Consider the following 17589-nt stretch of genomic DNA (forward strand, 5'->3'; position numbering starts at 1 on the left):
CCGCTGCGCGGCCCGGCGCGCCTTCTGTACCCCCTCTTGCCCCGCCGCCCCCCCCCCGGGCGGGGGGGGGGGCCCCCCCCCCCGGCTCTTTTCTTCAAGACGGGTTGCCTTCAAGTCGATCCACACTTCGTCTCGGCTTGCCTCGACACCTCTCCTCCGTTCGACGGGGAGAGGAAGTGCCAACCGCAACGCCCGGCGCCCTTCCTCTATCCCTTTCAGGGCAAAGGTGCGGAGCGAGGCGGAGTGGGGAGGGCGAGTGAACGCAAACTTTCCATCGGCCTGGAATTCGGTTCTCAGTCCGGCCGTTGCCGTATCTGTCAATGGAAGGATACTTTCCGTTTGTGCGGTAAAATCGTCATCGCGCTTTCCATACGCGTCGTTCGCTATCCAGAGATCAACCTATTTCGCAACCATTTGCCGGCCCCCGGCCAATTGGCCCGCCTCTTGCTGCTGGAAGAAAAAGGTCGAAAGGAGGCTTCCCAATGAACGACGCGCCACGGGTGCTCGTGCTCGGCATCGGAAATCTGCTATGGGCCGACGAGGGCTTCGGCATCCGCGTGGTGGAGGAGTTCCACCGGCTCTGCGAAACGGCGGACAACGTCCGGGCCATGGATGGCGGCACGCAGGGCATCTACCTCCTCCAACATATCCGCGAGGCCGACATCCTCGTGGTGTTCGACGCGGTCGACTACGGCTTGGCGCCCGGCACGCTGAAGCTCGTCGAAGGCAGCGAGGTGCCGGCCTTCCTCGGTGTGAAGAAGATTTCGCTCCACCAGACTGGCTTTCAGGAAGTTCTCGCCATGGCCGAGATGATGGGTGACTATCCCGCCCATCTCCTTCTCGTCGGCGTGCAACCGGTCGAGCTGGACGACTACGGCGGCAGTCTCCGGCCCGCGGTGAAGGCTCAGATCGAGCCTGCAATCGAGATCGCCATCGAGTGGCTCGCCTGGCTCGGCGCGACGATCGCCAAGCGCACCGAACCGCTGGCCGAAGAAGAGACGCTCGCCTCGCGCGAAATGCGCATCGGCATCTACGAGAGCGGTCGACCCCGACCGGAAGAGGCCTGTCGTCACGGCGCGCGGCTTCTCGAGAATGGTGCCTTCGCTGGTCCGGCGAATTTCGAGTGCGAGGTCGACGCGCTTTTGCAATCGTCTGGAAGGCAGGGCTGATGTGTGTCGGCGTTCCCTTCCAGGTGGTTGAATGCAGCGGCGGCATTGCCCTGTGCACCGGTCGCAGCGGCACGCGGCGCCTCGATATGACCCTGGTGGGCGACCAGCCAGCGGGTACGTGGATACTCGCCTTCCTCGACACCGCGCGCGAGACTGTCACTGCCGAGACGGCGCGCCTGATCGCCGACGCGATCGAAGCGACGGAGCGTGCGCTCGCCGGCGACACCGACCTCGACCACCTCTTCGCCGACCTGGTCGGCCGCGAGCCGCAACTGCCGGAGCATTTGCGGCCGGGGCAAGCCCTTTCACCGCAAGGCACGGAGGACGCCTGAGTCCATGTTTTCACCCGTTCTCACCATGATGATGGAGCGCCACCGCATCCCGGTGGTTGACGAGGCGAACATCGACGCATTCGCCGAGGCCCACGACCTCACCGCGCTGTTTTTTCCCGGTGACTGGTTGCGGCTCGCCGAGAGCAACGATGTGGCGGTGATCCTCCCGGAGCTGGTGCAGGCCTTCCAGGGCGTGTTCAAGCCCGCCGTGGTATCGCGCGAGAGCGAACGCGAGCTGCAAAGCCGCTATCGCTTCGACGCCTTCCCGGCGCTTGTCTTCCTGAGGAACGGCGAATATCTCGGCGCCATAAAGCGCGTGCTCGACTGGGAAGACTACCTCACTGAGATCGACGGCAAACTGAGGCGCGGGCCGAGCGCGCCGCCGCGTTTCGAGCTTCCCGAAGCCTGCGCGACCCACGACCGTCACGACCACGATCATTTCCAGTGAGCGAAAGCGGCCGGGAGGGCGCATCATGGCAGCATCGCTATTCGGCGGCATCGGGCCGGGTTCACAGCCGAGCGAAGGGGACGGCAGCGACTTGCAGTATATGGAAATGCCGAAGGGCATGGCGACCTCTGCGTCACCCATGTTGCCGGAGAAGGAAAATGTCGCCGGGCTCGAAGCTGCTTTGGCGGTGCTCTCCGCGCTGGCTGAAAGCCTCGGCCGGTCCTCGCCGGATTGCGAAAACGCGGTGCATGATCTTTCCGGCCTCGACGACGCCAATCTTGCGCTGATCGACCAGGCGCTGGGCGAGGGCGAGGTCTTGATCATCTGCGGCGACGACCTGAAGGCTCAGGAGTCGGTGCTCGCCGGTATCTGGCGCGTGCGCCAGACCGGAACGGATGGCAGGCTCGTGCGCGATTTCGTCGAGGTCGGCGCCTTTCCCTCGGCCGTGCTGGAGAGGGCCTTCGCCGGCTGCCGCAATACGCTCGCTGCGCCGGCGACCTATCCGACGGGCGTCTTCAACGCGCCGCCGCTGATTTCGGAGCTCAATGGCCGCATCCCGCTCGTCGGGCCCGACGTCGGGCCGCACGCCATAAACCTGTCGCTGCTGCCGCACACTGAAGAGGACTTGACCTTCCTCGACGGCCTGCTTGGCCACGGGCCGGTGGTCGTGCTGTCGCGTGGCTACGGCAATTGCCGCGTGACCACGACGGGGACGCGCGGCGTCTGGTGGGTGCGCTTCTTCAATTCGACCGACGATCTCATCCTCAACACGATCGAGGTCACGGCCTTGCCGGGGGTGGTCCGCGCTGCGCCCGAGGATATTGCGGACAGCCGCCAGCGGCTCCTCGAAATCCTGGAGGTCTACCGGTGAACGACTCCTTCTTTGCCGGTTCATATGGCGGCGACAATGCCAAGATCGGCCCGATGTCGCGGCTCGAATGCAGGATTTGCTGGCATGTCTACGACCCGGCTGAGGGCGACGACTACTGGCAGATCCCGCCCGGCACGCCCTTCGCCGAACTGCCGGCCAACTGGAGCTGCCCCACCTGTGACGGCTCCAAGCAGGGCTTCATGGTCGTGAGCGATTGACATGGATCATTCGCAAGCCGTCGCTGCCCATCTAGAGTTCGTGTTTCAGCGGATCGAACGGACGGCCATGGCAGGAATTCCGATCCTCAATCCGGCGCTTTGCGTCAGCGCGGTGGGCGTGCGGCAGTGGCAGGGCAAATGGCTCGCGGTTCTTGTCACGCCCTGGTTCATGAACCTCGTGCTTCTACCATTTGGCGACGGGCAAGCGCGCCCGCGCGTGCCTACGGGCACGAAGGAGCATGCATCATTCCCGGCGGGCCGGTTCGAGTTCTTCCGGGCCTATGAAGAGGAGCTCGGCTGCTACCGCATGTGCTCGCTGTTCTCGCCGATGTTCGAATTCGCCGACCAGGAGAGTGCGCAAGAGGCCGCGCGGCAGGTGCTTGCGGAACTGTTCAACCGTGAGGCGGAAGAAGACGAAGACGGCGAGATGATCCGTGTCTGGGAAGGCCGGCTACCTGAGGAAGAGGCAAGCGCGTTGGACGAGGTTGAGACAGCCGGAACACCCGCGAGCTCCCAGCCGGCGAAATTGACCCGCCGCTGGCTGTTCGGTTTGGGCGACAAGGAGGAGACCGCTGCATGAGCGTTGATGGCCGCGTCTCCATCGATCTCGTCTGCGATGGCGGTCGCGTTATGGAAGCCATCGTCACGCCGCCGCGCCCGGTTGCGCTTGGCCCGATCGTGCGAGCCCGGCCGGTGACGGAGGTCATCTCGGCGATCGGTTCGCTGTTCAGTGTCTGTAGTATTGCGCAGTCGGCGGCGAGCGTTGAGGCAGCCGAGGCGGCCCTGGAGATCGGGACGGACCGGCGCACGAAGCAAGCGCGGCGGCTTCTTGTGCTTACCGAAACGCTGCGCGAGCACCTGCTGCGCATTGGCTTGGATACTGCCAGTCTCGCGGGCGAGCCTGCCGACGGTAAAACCCTGCGCCGGTCTATGCGCCTGCCGCAGCGCCTCAAGCAGGCACTTTTTCCAGGCGGGAATGCGTTCGTTCCCGGCGTGTGCGTGGGGATTCCGGGCGCGGACGCTGCCGAAACGGCCGCCGAAGCGAGCCATCTAACGCAGTCCGTGGTCTACGAAGGCGAAAAGCCGCTTGGCGAGATGGATCGCGATGCCTTCGCGCAGTGGGCTATGGAGCGCGGCACGATTGCGGCCCGTCTCATCGCCCCGGTCTTGGCAAGGGGCTGGGCCATGATAGGCCACCCCGAAACGACAAACGGGGGAAACGAACATTTGCCGAAGGAAACGTCGGCCGACACGAGCTGCCTCGCCAGGCAGGCTGGTGCGCCGCTCGTTCGCGCTTTCCTTTCCGAAAACGGTGGAGCCGGCCTGGCCGCGCGGCTGGCTGCCCGCGTGGTCGAGGCATCGACGCTGCCGGCGCAGATCGCCGGAGGGCTCGCGGCCCTGCGGGATGTCGCGGAGGGGTCCGAAGTGCCTACGCGCGAAGTCTTTCGCGACGAGAACGGGGGCCGCTCTGCTACTGCCTTCGCCGAGGCAGCACGCGGCCGGCTGGAACATCGGATTGTTTTGAACGACGACCGAATCGCCGACTACGCCATCACGGCTCCGACCAGCATTCATTTCGCCGAGAGCGGCATTGCCGCGAGCTCGCTTTCGGCGCTCGCTGCATCCAGACGTGAAGATCTGGCGGTCCAGGCCGATCTCCTGGTCCGGGCCATCGACCCCTGCGTCGGCTACGATATCAGGCTCCGCTGATGCACGAGATGGCGATATGCGAGAGCGTCCGTGGCATCATCGAGGAAGAGGCCGCGAGACAGGATTTTCGGAAGGTGGGCCGCGTCTGCATGGAAATCGGGCGGCTATCCGCTGTCGAGGTCGAGGCGCTGAAGTTCGGCTTCGATGTCGTCATGCGTGGCTCTCTGGCGCAAGACGCAAGGCTGGAAATCGTCGAGACGGAAGGCAGGGCCTGGTGCATGCCTTGCGGCCAGAGCGTGCCGATCGCGGCACGCTTTGATCCATGCCCGGACTGCGGAAGCCATCAGCTGCAGGTGACCGGCGGCCAAGAAATGAAGATCAGGGAATTGGAGGTGAGCTGATGTGCACTATTTGCGGATGCGGCGAGGGCGCCGTCCGGATCGAGGGCAAGGCGCATGGCCATCACCATCATCACGGCCACGATCATGATCACCACCACGATCATGATCACGGCCCCCATCATGACGATCATGTGCACGATTGTGGCTCGGGCCCCGGTGGCACCCGTGCGCCGGGCATGAGCCAGGCGCGGATGGTCAAGCTGGAAAAGGATATCCATTCCAAGAACAACGAGTATGCCGATGCGAACAGGAAAATGTTCGCCGAGCGCGGCGTGCTTGCGCTCAACCTCGTCTCCAGCCCCGGCTCTGGCAAAACGACGCTGCTTTGCCGCACGATCGAGGCACTGAAGGGCAAGTTGCCGATCGCCGTGATCGAGGGCGACCAGCAGACTTCCAATGATGCCGACCGCATCCGCGCCACCGGCGCGCCCGCGATCCAGGTCAACACCGGCAAGGGCTGCCACCTCGACGCGCATATGGTCGGCCATGCCGCAGATCACCTCGACCTTGCCGAAGGAGGCCTGCTCCTCGTCGAAAACGTGGGAAACCTCGTCTGTCCGGCGGGCTTCGACCTAGGCGAGGCACACAAGGTGGTGGTGCTCTCAGTCACCGAGGGAGAGGACAAGCCATTGAAATATCACGACATGTTCGCCGCCGCCGATCTCATGATCCTCAACAAGACTGACCTGTTGCCGCATCTCGACTTCGACGTGGAGGCCTGCATCGCCAACGCCCGAAAGGTGAACCCGCGGATCAAGGTGCTGAGGGTTTCCGCGCGCACGGGCGAGGGGATGTCGGACTGGACGGCCTGGATCGGCGCGGTCCGCGCCATGGCGCTAGTCGGCCATCGGCGGGCGGCCGAGCTCGGAGCAGCCTGATGTGCCTGGCCATTCCCGCCCGCGTCGTTGAACTGCTCGATGACGACATGGCCGTGGTCGCGTTCGACAGGGTCACGAAGCGCATCTCATTGGCTTTGGTGGCAGACGTTTCGCTTGGCGATTTCGTGCTCGTCCATGTCGGTTATGCGCTCCACAAGGTGAGCCCCGAGGAGGCCGAGCGCACGCTGCAGCTGATGGCCGAAGCGGGCGTGCTGGAGGAGGGGCTGGAGGAGATTTCGGCGTGAAATATGTCGACGAATATCGCGACCAGGAGCTTGCGAAGACCATCGCCGGCGCCATCGCGATCGAGGCTGATCCGGAAAAGAGCTACCATTTCATGGAGTTCTGCGGTGGGCACACGCATGCGATTTTTCGCCACGGCGTGCAGGACCTGATGCCGCAGAACGTGCATTTCGTGCACGGACCCGGATGCCCCGTTTGCGTGCTTCCCATCTCTCGCCTCGACGATGCGGTGGAGCTCGCCGAGCGGCACGGGGTCATCCTTTGCACCTACGGCGACATGATGCGCGTGCCGGGCACCAAGCAACGCAGCCTGATCCGCGCCAAGGCGGACGGAGCGGATGTCCGCATGGTCTATTCAACGCTCGATGCCCTAAAGATCGCGCGTGAAAACCCCGAGCGGCAAGTCGTCTTCTTCGCCATCGGTTTCGAAACCACGACGCCGCCGACGGCCGTCGCGATCAAGACGGCGCAAGCCGAGGGGTTCAAGAATTTCAGCGTGTTCTGCAACCATGTGCTCACGCCGGCCGCGATCTCTCACATTCTTGAATCGCCGGAAGTGCGGGAACTGGGCATCGTCAAGATTGACGGGTTTCTGGGACCTTCGCACGTCTCCTCCGTGATCGGCTCGCAGCCATATGAATTCTTTGCCGAGGAATTCCAGAAGCCGGTTGTCATCGCCGGCTTCGAACCGCTGGACGTCATGCAGTCCATCCTGATGCTGATCCGGCAGGTCAATGAAGACCGGCACGAGGTCGAGAACGAATATACCCGCGTCGTGACCGAGGAGGGCAACCTCAAGGCGCAGGCACTGGTGAGCGAGGTCTTCGAGCTGCGCAAGACCTTTGACTGGCGCGGCCTCGGCACCGTGCCCTACAGCGCCCTGCGCATCCGCGACGCTTATGCCGATTTCGACGCCGAGAAGCGTTTCGAGCTGTCGGTCAAGGCTTCGCGCCAGGTGAAGTCCTGCGAATGCCCTTCGATCCTGCGCGGGGTGAAGAAGCCGACCGACTGCAAGCTGTTCGGCACCGTGTGCACGCCGCAGAACCCGATTGGCTCATGCATGGTCTCCTCCGAAGGCGCCTGCGCGGCCTACTGGACCTATGGCCGTTTCCGCGAGCCGAAGCTGTTGGAGGCGGCGGAATAATGAGCGCGAACGATCCCAGCCTAGCCGTCACCACCTCGTCGGTCCGCGGCGCGGTGGACATGACGCATGGCGCGGGCGGCCGCGCGATGGCCGAGCTGATTCGGGATATTTTTCAAAGACATCTGGCCAACGAGTTCCTGGCCCAGGCTAACGACGCGGCCCTGCTCGGCACCGTCTGCGGACGCCTGGTGATGGCAACGGACGCGCATGTCATCTCGCCTCTGTTCTTTCCGGGCGGGGATATCGGAGCACTGGCGGTCCACGGCACGATTAACGACGTCGCCATGATGGGCGCGCGGCCGCTCTGGTTGTCCGCGTCCTTCATCCTGGAGGAAGGTTTTCCGTTGGCCGAACTGGAAAGAATAGTTGTTTCAATGGCTTTTGCCGCCCGGGAAGCAGGCGTACCCGTGGTTACGGGCGACACCAAGGTGGTGGAGAAGGGCAAAGGCGACGGCGTTTTCATCTCCGCGACCGCTGTTGGCGTGCTGGCGGACGGCACAGACATCTCCGGAAGCAATGCCCGGCCGGGCGATGCAATCCTTGTCTCCGGCACCATGGGCGACCACGGAGTCGCAATCCTGTCGAAGCGCGAACACCTTGATTTTGAAACGGAAATTATCTCCGACAGCCAAGCTCTGCACGATCTGGTGGCGGCGATGCTTGGCTCCGTTCCTGGTATCCGGGTGTTGCGTGACCCCACGCGCGGCGGACTGTCGGCGACGCTGAACGAAATCGCGCAGCAGTCCAAGGTCGGAATGGTAATCCGGGAAGCGGCGGTTCCGGTGAAGCCGGAGGTCGCGGCGGCGTGCGAACTGCTCGGCCTCGACCCGCTGAATGTTGCCAACGAAGGCAAGCTGATCGCCATCTGCGTGGCGCAAGACGCGAAGACTTTGCTCGCCGAGATACGCGCTCATCCCATGGGCCGGGATGCCGCAATCATTGGCGAAGTCGTCACAGACCAGCATGCGCTGGTGCGGATGAAAACGAGACTTGGCGGTATGCGCGTGGTCGACTGGATCGCCGGGGAACAGCTCCCGAGGATCTGCTGAAGATGCGCATTCTGCTTCTCGTCACCGCCTTCAACGCCTTGAGTCAGAGGATTTTCGTGGCGCTTGGCGAGCACGCACACGAGGTCTCGGTCGAGATGGACGTCAACGACGAGCGGACCATGGAGGCGGTAGATTTGTTTCGGCCGGACCTCGTTATTGCCCCGTTTCTGAAGCGGGCAATCCCGAAAGAAGTCTATGAAAATCGATGCTGTATGATCGTTCACCCAGGCATCGTCGGCGACCGCGGCCCCTCCGCGCTGGACTGGGCGATGGTGGACGGGGCGACGCAGTGGGGTGTCACGGTGCTGGAAGCGGCGGCCCAAATGGATGCGGGGCCGGTCTGGGCGAGCGCCACCTTCGCGATGCGAAAGGCGACGAAATCGAGCCTCTACAGCAACGAGGTGACCGACGCGGCGGTGACGGCGGTGCTCGAAGCGATCGCGCGGTTCGAGCAGGGCGAAAAGCCGATTGCCCTGGAAGAACAATCTGTAGCGCCGCTGGGCCGGTGGCGGGACGCGATCAAACAGGCGGACCGGCGGATCGATTGGGCTGCCGACACGACCGAAACGGTGCTGAAGAATATCGCAGCAGCCGACGGCGCGCCCGGCGTGCGGGACGAACTTTTCGGCGAAACGGTCTTCCTTTTCGACGCGCGAGACGCACGTGAACCAGGGGGTGACTTGCCTCTCGCGCGGGGTGAACGGGGCAAGATATCGCTCCCCGAGCCGGGAGTGGTCGCCGCCAGAAGCGGGCCGGCGATCGCCATCGTCACCGGCGACGGCGCGTTGTGGATCGGCCATGTCCGGCATCCCAATTCGCCACACCCGTTCAAGCTGCCGGCGACCATGGTCTTCGCGAAGGAAGTTGCAGACCTGCCGGAGATCCCGCTCAATTCACCGGGCGGTTATCAGGACATCATCTACGAAGAAGAAGCTGCGGTCGGCTATCTGCACTTCCCCTTCTATAACGGTGCAATGGGAAAGGACGCCTGTCGAAGACTTTTGGACGCTTATACAAAAGCGACGGAGCGTCCGACCAGGGCGATCGTGCTGTGCGGAGGGCCGCAGTTCTGGTCCAACGGGCTCGACCTCAACCGGATCGAGGCGGCCGACAGCGCGGCCGACGATTCCTGGGTCAACATCAATGCCATCGACGACCTCGCCGATGCGATCATCCGCACGACAAGCCACATCACCGTAGCAGCGCTTGCCGGAAATGCGGCAGCGGGCGGCGTGTTTCTCGCCCGCAGCACCGACCAGCTCTGGATGCGCTCGAGCGTCATCCTCAACCCGCATTACAAGGACATGGGCAATCTCTACGGCTCGGAGTTCTGGACCTATCTCCTGCCGAGCTGCTGCGGGACTGAGAATGCCCGCCGGATCGCGGCAGCGCGCCTGCCGATGGGCGCGAAGGAGGCGCTGAATCTGAATCTGGCCAACCGGGTGTTCGCGGGGGCAAGCGAGCTGTTCACGGCGCAAGTGAGGGCGTCGGCTGCCGCGCTGGCCGGGAGCGAAGAGTTTCCGGGGTTGCTCGCCGAAAAACAAGCCCGGCGCGCAGCCGACGAGGCGGCCAAGCCGCTTTGCGCCTATCGCGAGGAGGAGCTTTCGCGGATGCGCCGCAATTTCTATGGCTTCGACCCAAGCTACCACGTCGCGCGGCATAATTTCGTGCACAAGGTGCCGAAGTCGCGCACCCCAGTGACGATCGCCCGCCACCGCGACGTCGCCTGGCAGGCCGGCCGGGAGGGAAGGAAAAAGGCATCGTGAGCGACCTGCCGGGCATATTGATCGTCGACGACGAAATCCGCTCGCTGGAGGCGCAACGGCGCGTCCTGAGCGAGGATTTCGATGTCCACGTAGCCAGCGACACCAAGGCCGCCAGCTCGATCCTGGAGATGGAATGGATCCAGATCATCCTGTGTGACCAGCGCATAGCCGGCACCTGCCGCACCGAGTTCCTGAAGCAGGCGCGCACCCGCTGGCCGGACATCGTGCGCATGATCATCTCGGGCTACACCGACGCGCATGACACCATCGACGGCATCAACGAGGCCGGCATCTACCAGTACATCACCAAGCTCTGTCATCCGGAAAACCTCACGCTCACGCTGAAGAACGGGGTGCAGCTCTTTCTCCAGATCGCGGTTCGTCGCCGCCACCACGCGCAGATCGACCTGCTCTACGCATTGCAGAACTTTTCGCCACGCGACTGGGCCGGCAATCGTGGCCCGCTGGAGCTGGCGCTCGAAGGTGCGCCGGTGCGGCTCGGCGAGACCGAGCCGGTTGCAGTCCAGCACATCGTGCGGTCGTTGGACCCGTGCATAGTGTGCACGGTGCGCTGATGGGCCCGCCGCTCGCCGAGCCCGCAGTGGAGGGACGCCTGGTCCGGGTGACGGGGCTGGTGCAAGGCGTCGGCTTCCGGCCGACAGTGTGGCGCATCGCGACCGCTATGGGGCTATCGGGTCACGTCCGCAACGATGCTGCAGGCGTGGAGATCGCGCTGTGGTGCAGCGATGCCGAGTTCGAGACCTTCGCGGACAGGCTAAAGGCGCAATGCCCGCCGTTGGCGCGGATCGACGGGATCGAGACGGCGACGCTTGAGGGGCCGCGGCCGGCGGGCGGCTTCGCCATAGCGGCGAGCGCGGGCGGGCGGGTGAAGACCGGCATCGTGCCCGATGCCGCCTGCTGCCTGGAATGTCTTGCGGAAGTGCTCGACCCCAAGGACCGGCGCTATTTCTACCCGTTCGCCAATTGCACGCATTGCGGGCCGCGTCTGTCAATCGTCAAGGCTATCCCCTATGACCGCCGCTCGACCGCTATGGCACGATTTTCGACCTGCGAGGAATGCCGGGCCGAGTATGAAAATCCGGCCGACCGCCGCTATCACGCCCAGCCGATCGCCTGCCCGGCCTGCGGCCCGCGCGTCTGGTTGGAAGGTCCAGACCACGTCGTGGTCGGCGGCGGCCCGCAGGCGGTGATCCGCGAGGCGGCGGCGCTGATCGGGGAAGGGCGGATCGTCGCGATCAAGGGCATCGGCGGGTTCCACCTCGCCTGCGACGCGACGGACGAAGCGGCGGTGGCGCAGCTGCGCGCCCGCAAGAAGCGCGACGGTAAGCCGTTCGCGCTGATGGCGCGCGACTTGGAGCAGCTTGCCGAATTCGCGGAGCTGTCGGGCGAGGAGCGCGTGGCGCTTGCCGCCCGAGCGGCGCCGATCGTGCTGGTGAAGCGCCGTGACAGCTGCGGCGTTGCGGCGGGCGTGGCGCCGCAGCACGAGCGGCTCGGTTTCATGCTGCCCTACACGCCGTTGCATCATCTCTTGCTGCGGGCGCTGGACGGTCCGGTGGTGATGACCTCCGGCAATCGTTCGGGCGAGCCGCAATGCACGGACAATGACGAGGCGCGGCAGGAGCTTGCCGGGATCGCCGACTTCTGGCTGATGCACGACCGCGAGATTGTCAACCGGCTCGACGACAGCGTGGTGCGATTCGACGGGCACGGCATTTCGGTGTTGCGGCGCGCGCGCGGCTTCGCGCCGGAGCCGCTGGCGCTGCCGGCGGGCTTCGATGGCCCGGTCAGGGCGCTGGCTGCGGGCGGCGACCTAAAGGCCGCGTTCTGCCTGGCGGGCGACGGCAACGCGCTGCTGTCGCAGCATCTCGGCGACCTCGACGAGCTGAAGAACCAGAACGCGTGGAGGCAGGCGTTGGGGCTGTATCGAAGCCTGTTCGACACGAAGCCGGACCTCATTGTGGCCGACCGGAATCCGGGCTACCGTTCGACCCAGCTTGCCATGGAGCTTGCCCGTGAGACCGCGGCGAGGTTTGTGCAGGTCCAGCACCATCACGCGCATCTCGCCTCGTGCCTTGCCCAGCACGGCCGCGCAATCGACGCACCGCCGGTGCTGGGCATTATCCTCGACGGTCTCGGATACGGCGATGACGGCACGATCTGGGGCGGCGAGTTCCTGCTCGGCGGCTATCGAGGGTTCCGGAGGCTGGCATACTTCGAGCCGGTCGCCATGCCCGGCGGCGACAAGGCCAGCCTCGAGCCGTGGCGCAATGCCTATGCGCATCTGCGGGCGGCTTTCGGTCCGGATTTCCTGGCCAAGCTTCCTGCCGATCGGCCCTTCGTCCCCGCCTTGGCCGAAAAGCCGCTTCGGGTGCTGGACCGGATGATCGAGAGGGGCGTCAATGCTCCGCTTGCCTCCTCGGCGGGGCGGCTTTTCGATGCCTGCGCGGCAGTCCTCGGCATCTGTTTGGAGCGCCAGAGCTACGAGGGGCAAGCCGGCATGGAGATGGAGGCGCTCGCCAGCCCGTTCATGGATGCGGCCGAGGCTTGGCCAGCAACCTCGCGGAAGGGACCGGTTATCTCCTGGAAAGGTCTGTGGGAAGCGCTTCTTTGTGATCAGGCTTTGGGCGCCGAAACCGGGCTGATTGCTGCGCGCTTCCACAGGACGCTGATAGAGATCATCTCGCGGAAGGCCATCGGACTCACTAACGAAAACGGCGTCGGCACGGTCGCACTGTCCGGTGGCGCTTTCCAGAATCGGCTGCTGCTCAAAGGCGTACTTGCCGAGCTCACAGTCGCAGGATTGGAGGGGCTGGCGCACGTAAGCATTCCCGCAAACGACGGCGGTCTGGCGCTCGGCCAGGCAACGATCGGCCTAGCCCTTTCGCATTGAGACCAATCGTTGAAGAAAAAATATCAGCATCGTCCAAATAAGGCGCTGCGCATTGTGACGTGCGGCGGCCAGCTTTGCGCATTTCGTCCGGGCCGTGAGTGGCTGATCGCGTATGGCCGGGTAAAAGGACTAGCCAGGAATGATGCTCCGAGGGAATCGTCGAGGACGGGTACGCAGCCAAGGATCGTGTCGCTTGGCAGTTAATGGGGCTCTGCCTCACTTTGTGTGGTTCATTCGCCGTTGGCGAGGGATGCCGCTATGTGCGGGCATGCGAACGAAAACAAAATGGTCCCCCGGCCCAGGGGCTAAAATACGGGGTGTCGCGCTCACTGATGATGACAGTTGGCTTGTTTCCGCTGCCGGACCGGCGTTCGGCATTTTGCCCAGATTGCGGACGACGGACCCGAAGTCGGCATGGCTGGTCCAACCGCAGCCTTCAGAATCTGCCGGTCCAGGGCAAGACCGTGACGGTGAAGCCTCGGTTGAGCCGCTGGCGGTGCGCACATCAGAAATGTGAACGACAAACATTCACCGACCGTCTGCCGACGATTGCTTCCCCTTGGAGGGTCGCGGAGATTGTCGGTCTGCTCGGCCATAGCACCGGCGGCCGTCCCGGCGAGCGCTTGATGCGACGGCTCGGCATGCCGGTCTGCGACGACACTATCCTGTGGCAGCTGAAGCGAGATGCCGCGGTCGCTCACAGCAACTCCACCATTCGGGTCGTTGGCATCGATGACTGGAGCTGGCGGCGATCATGGCGCTACGGCACGATGATCGTGGACCTGGAGCGCCATTCGGTTGTCGACATCCTGGATGACAGAAGCGTGGCGAGTGCGTCGCAATGGCTAGAGCGGCACCCTTCCGTCGAGATCGTGAGCCGAGACCGATGCGGGCTCTATGCGCAAGCTGTTCGCGAGGGTGCACCGCAAGCGCGCCAGGTGGCTGATCGGTTCCATCTCATGTAGAATCTGCGGGTCGCAATCGAGGAGCAGATGAGCCTTTCGGGCCGCGCCACGGGGCCTGCATTGCTGCCCGATAAGGGTATCGGGAGCGCGCAAGTCGATCTGATGCAGGATGATCCGCACGTTGACGCAACGCATCGGCGCCGGGTGCGCCACGCTCATCGACAATCGCGGCAGACGGTGTTCGAAATGGTTCACGCCTTGCGCAAGGAAAGGGCTGTCCTGTTCCGAGATCGCCCGTCGTACCGGCTACGGCCGGCGCAGCATCGCCAAATGGCTGAATTTCGACACGCCACCCGACCGACGCAGGGCCGCGTCGAGCCGACGTCACCCTTATATTTCGAGGCGTTTCTTAGCCAGTCCTGGAGAGACGGCAATCGCTGCGGACGACACCTGTTCCACGATATCAAACAGCGCGGCTACACGGGCAGTTTCTCGAATCTGGAGCGGCTTCTCCCAAGCTGGCGCCGCGCCGAGAGGACGGGCGAGGACAGTGCGTCGCCTGCTTCGATCATACGCCATCAACCAGCCCGCGATGCTGTCCCCATCCAGGATCCGGCGACCGGCCATGTGATCTCGCCGGTAGTCGCCGCGGCCCTCTGCATGAAGGCCCGGGGTATGCTGACGATCAACCAGGCGAGAAAGGTCGACGTCCTGAAGCAAGGATCACATGAGTTTGCCACGATGCGCAGGCTTGCCATGCGCTTCCGCGGCATTTTGCGGGGCCTGTGAATTGGACAAGCTCGACACTTGGATCGAGGATGCCGTCAACTCCGGGCTCGTCGCCATCACGCGTTTCGCTCGGGTCCTACGCCGTGACGTTGACGCCGTTCGCAATGCCATTGAATTACGGTGGAGCAACGGCCAGGCGGAAGGGCAGATCAACCGCCTGAAGACGATCAAGCGTGCGATGTACGGCAGAGCGGGCTCCGAACTCCTTAGGGCACGCATGCTGCCACTCAACCGGCCTGATCACCACACAAAGTGAGGAAGAACCTGGTTAAGTGCAAAGCGACAATTGCCTCGACGGCGGGTCCCGGCAGGTTTATGCTGCCCAATGTTACCGCAATCCGGAATGGCGATTGAGTACCTTCACGAGTGAAGGGATTCCCGCGGTCTTAGAGATGAGTTGTCGAATGGCGCGAAGTCGCACAGAATCGTGTGTTTGATATCGATCAGGATCGCGAGCTATTTCAGGCGCAGAGAGGTGTTGCGCCCGATGCACAAGTTGCTCCCGGTCCAACGGAAGTGAATGGGGTGGAACCGCTTTGTTGGCCAAATTGTTGACGGAACGTCCGGCGCCCATTGTTGCTACATGTCTGGATTCTTGGGGCGTTTTGGATGATGCAATCCACCATCTCACTCCAAAGGGCAGTGGAATCTGGAACAATGTCGCTTTTGTACGCACGACATCCTTCGTGCCCGATTGGCATATCGTCTTTAACTCTGCTTCTCTTTTTGGGCTCCCTGTTGATATCGAGGCGAGCCCAAACAGGACAATTTTTGCAATCGGCGAACCGCCGACGAAAGCTCATCGCGCATTTCATGAAGGGCAGGGGAAAAATACTATCGTCCTGACGTCTGACGCAGAGCTGGCTGCTCGGCAGAATGCAGGGCGCCGATTCGTTTTGGCTCCACCTATCACTCGGTCTTGGTCTGTAAACAAGACATATGACCAACTTCTGGTCAGCGAAGTCGTGGACAAGCCGCTTCGGCTCTCATGGATTACCAGTAACATCGCCCTGCTTAAAGGGCATCGATATCGGCTGGCGTTTCTGGAACGGCTGAGAGAGGAGCTCGATTTTGACCTGTTCGGCCGAGGTTTTCGGCTGATTGGAGATAAATGGAACGCACTCGCACCTTACCGTTACAGTATAGCTTTCGAGAATACTCGTGCTGATTACTATTTTACAGAGAAGCTTATGGACTGCTTCGTTGCTGAAACAATGCCGATCTATTACGGCAGCCCGGCAATCACGAGGTTCTTCCCTTCGGACTCAATGGTTCTGATTGACCCAGAGGACAAGAACGTAATCCAAAAAATTCAAGAAATCATCAACTCGGACCTCTGGAAGGAGCGTCGCGGCGCAATACGAGAGGCGAAGCGGTTGGTCCTCGAGAAATACAATACGTTTGCTTATCTCGCGGGCTTCATCGAAAGCGTTCAGGATAAACCCTTACCGCCAGAAATTATACACATCGATTCGCCTGAGGTCGATTTTGGAATAGACGAATGAAGTACTCCAACGCTCGCTTCGCGTGCCCGGCGGTTGGTGGTCTGGCGAGATCGGTACGGAAAGCTCGGCGGAGAATGCCTACTGCGCAGAACGGCCGGTACGGGCGCACGAGGTCATGCGCCCCCGGCTGCCGCTGATTAGACGAACTGGGGAAGGCCAGGAACTGAATTGAGGACCTCGTCCACGAGTTCGTCGCCGACACGTTCCTTGGTGAAGGCGATCGTCTCGTTGGCGAGGCCGGCGATCTTTGCCATGCTGAGACCCTCACTCATCAATTGCTGGCCGAGCCCCATAAGGCCGCCACCCTCTGGGTCGTCGCCATGATACTTCGCTACTAATTCCGAAGCTCCCGGAATGGCCTCGATCATGCGGGCAACGGGACCGTCGGCCGCGTGGCTTTGCAGGAAACCCAGCATTAACCCAACGGCCTTCTCTGCGAGAGCCGGGCCGATGCCGGCACCAGTGGCGATGCGCGGTAAGAATTCTTCCATGCAGGGTCTCTCTCTCTTTACACGGGGCCGGTCCGGCGCCCAGCGCCCTTGGCCGAACCACAATTGAACTCCACAAAAATAGGCCGAGCGGAAGTGCTATTGCGCGTAAAACCGCCTCTGTCAACGCAAGCTGCGTCGGACGTGCGTATTTCGCAAAAAACGAGACAGTCGTTCCGCTAAATCGGGGACAGCAGTTTCACTAATTCGCGGACAGCAGGATGGGGTCGGCGCTCGGTTGCCTGGTTGAAGTCATTTGCGATTGATTTCGCCGTTTTCGGCGCCGGTCAAGGGCGGCGGTGTTTTTTGCTTTCTCATGCTCGCCGATCATGGCGTGCCACTGGGCGATCGGCAGTTGGGCGGTGATCAGCGTTGATTTCCGGCGATAGCGTTCCTCGAAGATTTCCAGCAGATCGAGACGCTGCTGGTCGGTCAGGCTGTGGGTGCCCCAGTCGTCAAGGATGAGCAGTTGCACCCGAGCCAGCTTGTCGATGAGACGGGGAAAGCGGCCGTCGCGACGCGCCAGGGCGAGATCTTCGAACAGACGCGGCATGCGCAGGTAGAGCACGGAATGATTCGAGCCGGGCGGCCTGACGTCCGAAGGCGCAGGCCAGCCAAGTCTTTCCGGTGCCGGGCGGACTGGGCTCATAATGCCCGTTATCAGGATGGCGAGGCAAAGAAGATTGTCCGTTACGCCTTTCATCCACGTTCGGGCGGGCAGATTTTCGTCACAGGCCGTCAGCGTTATTGCGGTGAGCCGGCCTATGTCGGGCGACAACCGGATGGCAGCCTGGCGCTGATTCCGATCTGGATGACGGAAGA

The 17589-nt window shown here is 63.0% G+C and carries 19 protein-coding genes and 1 pseudogene; 18 read left to right on the forward strand and 2 right to left on the reverse strand.

Translation table 11 applies throughout. The annotated features are described in order from the left end of the window. The first annotated feature begins 482 nt into the window (after positions 1-482). The 17 genes and pseudogenes from NKI25_RS34430 to NKI25_RS34515 all read left to right on the forward strand — a co-directional run bounded on the left by NKI25_RS34430 (position 483) and on the right by NKI25_RS34515 (position 16279). Positions 483-1169 carry a HyaD/HybD family hydrogenase maturation endopeptidase gene (locus NKI25_RS34430; RefSeq protein WP_352572506.1) on the forward strand — a complete coding sequence of 229 codons (687 nt, stop codon included), beginning with the start codon at positions 483-485 and terminating at the stop codon, positions 1167-1169. Further along, positions 1169-1501, forward strand: a complete 333-nt coding sequence (locus NKI25_RS34435) for a HypC/HybG/HupF family hydrogenase formation chaperone (RefSeq protein WP_023679110.1) — start codon at positions 1169-1171, stop codon at positions 1499-1501. Before NKI25_RS34430 ends, NKI25_RS34435 begins: the two co-directional genes overlap by 1 nt. 4 nt (positions 1502-1505) lie before the next feature. Next, the gene (locus NKI25_RS34440; RefSeq protein ID WP_023679109.1) at positions 1506-1949 is read left to right on the forward strand and encodes a thioredoxin domain-containing protein; all 444 of its coding nucleotides are present in this window, start codon (positions 1506-1508) and stop codon (positions 1947-1949) included. A gap of 25 nt (positions 1950-1974) precedes the next feature. After that, positions 1975-2820, forward strand: coding sequence for a hydrogenase expression/formation protein (locus NKI25_RS34445; RefSeq protein ID WP_023679108.1), 846 nt, complete (start codon positions 1975-1977; stop codon positions 2818-2820). Continuing rightward, a complete protein-coding gene (locus tag NKI25_RS34450; RefSeq protein WP_023679107.1) occupies positions 2817-3038 on the forward strand; it encodes a rubredoxin in 222 nt (73 codons plus the stop codon). The genes NKI25_RS34445 and NKI25_RS34450 overlap by 4 nt, the downstream gene beginning before the upstream one ends. A 1-nt stretch (position 3039) precedes the next feature. Next, positions 3040-3618 carry a [NiFe]-hydrogenase assembly chaperone HybE gene (gene hybE, locus NKI25_RS34455; protein ID WP_023679106.1) on the forward strand — a complete coding sequence of 193 codons (579 nt, stop codon included), beginning with the start codon at positions 3040-3042 and terminating at the stop codon, positions 3616-3618. Then, the gene (locus NKI25_RS34460; protein ID WP_023679105.1) at positions 3615-4748 is read left to right on the forward strand and encodes a hypothetical protein; all 1134 of its coding nucleotides are present in this window, start codon (positions 3615-3617) and stop codon (positions 4746-4748) included. The genes hybE and NKI25_RS34460 overlap by 4 nt, the downstream gene beginning before the upstream one ends. Next, complete coding sequence (gene hypA / locus NKI25_RS34465) at positions 4748-5089, forward strand: hydrogenase maturation nickel metallochaperone HypA (protein ID WP_023679104.1); 342 nt, start codon at positions 4748-4750, stop codon at positions 5087-5089. The genes NKI25_RS34460 and hypA overlap by 1 nt, the downstream gene beginning before the upstream one ends. Further along, entirely contained in the window at positions 5089-5967 is an 879-nt protein-coding gene (hypB, locus tag NKI25_RS34470; RefSeq protein WP_023679103.1) for a hydrogenase nickel incorporation protein HypB, read from the forward strand. The genes hypA and hypB overlap by 1 nt, the downstream gene beginning before the upstream one ends. Next, on the forward strand, positions 5967-6212 hold the full coding sequence (locus tag NKI25_RS34475; protein WP_023679102.1) for a HypC/HybG/HupF family hydrogenase formation chaperone: 246 nt from the start codon (positions 5967-5969) through the stop codon (positions 6210-6212). The genes hypB and NKI25_RS34475 overlap by 1 nt, the downstream gene beginning before the upstream one ends. After that, complete coding sequence (gene hypD, locus NKI25_RS34480; RefSeq protein ID WP_023679101.1) at positions 6209-7354, forward strand: hydrogenase formation protein HypD; 1146 nt, start codon at positions 6209-6211, stop codon at positions 7352-7354. The genes NKI25_RS34475 and hypD overlap by 4 nt, the downstream gene beginning before the upstream one ends. Continuing rightward, a complete protein-coding gene (hypE, locus tag NKI25_RS34485) occupies positions 7354-8403 on the forward strand; it encodes a hydrogenase expression/formation protein HypE (protein ID WP_023679100.1) in 1050 nt (349 codons plus the stop codon). Before hypD ends, hypE begins: the two co-directional genes overlap by 1 nt. A 2-nt stretch (positions 8404-8405) precedes the next feature. After that, positions 8406-10169 carry an enoyl-CoA hydratase-related protein gene (locus NKI25_RS34490; protein ID WP_023679099.1) on the forward strand — a complete coding sequence of 588 codons (1764 nt, stop codon included), beginning with the start codon at positions 8406-8408 and terminating at the stop codon, positions 10167-10169. After that, the gene (locus NKI25_RS36650) at positions 10166-10744 is read left to right on the forward strand and encodes a response regulator (RefSeq protein WP_023679098.1); all 579 of its coding nucleotides are present in this window, start codon (positions 10166-10168) and stop codon (positions 10742-10744) included. The genes NKI25_RS34490 and NKI25_RS36650 overlap by 4 nt, the downstream gene beginning before the upstream one ends. Beyond that, complete coding sequence (hypF, locus tag NKI25_RS34505; RefSeq protein WP_352611125.1) at positions 10744-13080, forward strand: carbamoyltransferase HypF; 2337 nt, start codon at positions 10744-10746, stop codon at positions 13078-13080. The genes NKI25_RS36650 and hypF overlap by 1 nt, the downstream gene beginning before the upstream one ends. Before the next feature lie 268 nt (positions 13081-13348). Then, positions 13349-15030 (forward strand): annotated as a pseudogene (locus tag NKI25_RS34510) (ISL3 family transposase). Between the two features lie 283 nt (positions 15031-15313). Then, positions 15314-16279: a glycosyltransferase family 10 domain-containing protein gene (locus NKI25_RS34515; RefSeq protein ID WP_198023618.1), complete on the forward strand. Its 966-nt coding sequence runs from the start codon at positions 15314-15316 to the stop codon at positions 16277-16279. A 137-nt stretch (positions 16280-16416) separates the two neighbouring features. Here the strand turns inward: NKI25_RS34515 and NKI25_RS34520 are convergent, their stop codons facing one another. Together NKI25_RS34520 and NKI25_RS34525 are read right to left on the reverse strand one after the other, a co-directional pair. Next, a complete protein-coding gene (locus tag NKI25_RS34520; RefSeq protein ID WP_023679095.1) occupies positions 16417-16770 on the reverse strand; it encodes a hypothetical protein in 354 nt (117 codons plus the stop codon). A 199-nt stretch (positions 16771-16969) separates the two neighbouring features. Continuing rightward, the gene (locus NKI25_RS34525; RefSeq protein WP_352579643.1) at positions 16970-17335 is read right to left on the reverse strand and encodes an ATP-binding protein; all 366 of its coding nucleotides are present in this window, start codon (positions 17333-17335) and stop codon (positions 16970-16972) included. 3 nt (positions 17336-17338) lie between these two features. On the opposite strand from NKI25_RS34525, the gene NKI25_RS36655 reads away from it, so the two are divergent. Continuing rightward, positions 17339-17589, forward strand: a 251-nt coding sequence (locus NKI25_RS36655; RefSeq protein WP_502897493.1) for a hypothetical protein, incomplete at its 3' end; no start/stop codon positions are given.

It is taken from the genome of Mesorhizobium sp. M0808, assembly GCF_040320025.1.
Taxonomy (GTDB): domain Bacteria; phylum Pseudomonadota; class Alphaproteobacteria; order Rhizobiales; family Rhizobiaceae; genus Mesorhizobium.

What these genes read in the sequence shown, in the direction of transcription:
- NKI25_RS34430 (WP_352572506.1), top strand. Translation starts at nt 483, where the DNA reads ATGAACGACGCGCCACGGGTGCTCGTGCTCGGCATCGGAAATCTGCTA.
- NKI25_RS34435 (WP_023679110.1), top strand. Translation starts at nt 1,169, where the DNA reads ATGTGTGTCGGCGTTCCCTTCCAGGTGGTTGAATGCAGCGGCGGCATT.
- NKI25_RS34440 (WP_023679109.1), top strand. Translation starts at nt 1,506, where the DNA reads ATGTTTTCACCCGTTCTCACCATGATGATGGAGCGCCACCGCATCCCG.
- NKI25_RS34445 (WP_023679108.1), top strand. Translation starts at nt 1,975, where the DNA reads ATGGCAGCATCGCTATTCGGCGGCATCGGGCCGGGTTCACAGCCGAGC.
- hybE (WP_023679106.1), top strand. Translation starts at nt 3,040, where the DNA reads ATGGATCATTCGCAAGCCGTCGCTGCCCATCTAGAGTTCGTGTTTCAG.
- NKI25_RS34460 (WP_023679105.1), top strand. Translation starts at nt 3,615, where the DNA reads ATGAGCGTTGATGGCCGCGTCTCCATCGATCTCGTCTGCGATGGCGGT.
- hypA (WP_023679104.1), top strand. Translation starts at nt 4,748, where the DNA reads ATGCACGAGATGGCGATATGCGAGAGCGTCCGTGGCATCATCGAGGAA.
- hypB (WP_023679103.1), top strand. Translation starts at nt 5,089, where the DNA reads ATGTGCACTATTTGCGGATGCGGCGAGGGCGCCGTCCGGATCGAGGGC.
- NKI25_RS34475 (WP_023679102.1), top strand. Translation starts at nt 5,967, where the DNA reads ATGTGCCTGGCCATTCCCGCCCGCGTCGTTGAACTGCTCGATGACGAC.
- hypE (WP_023679100.1), top strand. Translation starts at nt 7,354, where the DNA reads ATGAGCGCGAACGATCCCAGCCTAGCCGTCACCACCTCGTCGGTCCGC.
- NKI25_RS34490 (WP_023679099.1), top strand. Translation starts at nt 8,406, where the DNA reads ATGCGCATTCTGCTTCTCGTCACCGCCTTCAACGCCTTGAGTCAGAGG.
- hypF (WP_352611125.1), top strand. Translation starts at nt 10,744, where the DNA reads ATGGGCCCGCCGCTCGCCGAGCCCGCAGTGGAGGGACGCCTGGTCCGG.
- NKI25_RS34520 (WP_023679095.1), bottom strand. Translation starts at nt 16,770, where the DNA reads ATGGAAGAATTCTTACCGCGCATCGCCACTGGTGCCGGCATCGGCCCG.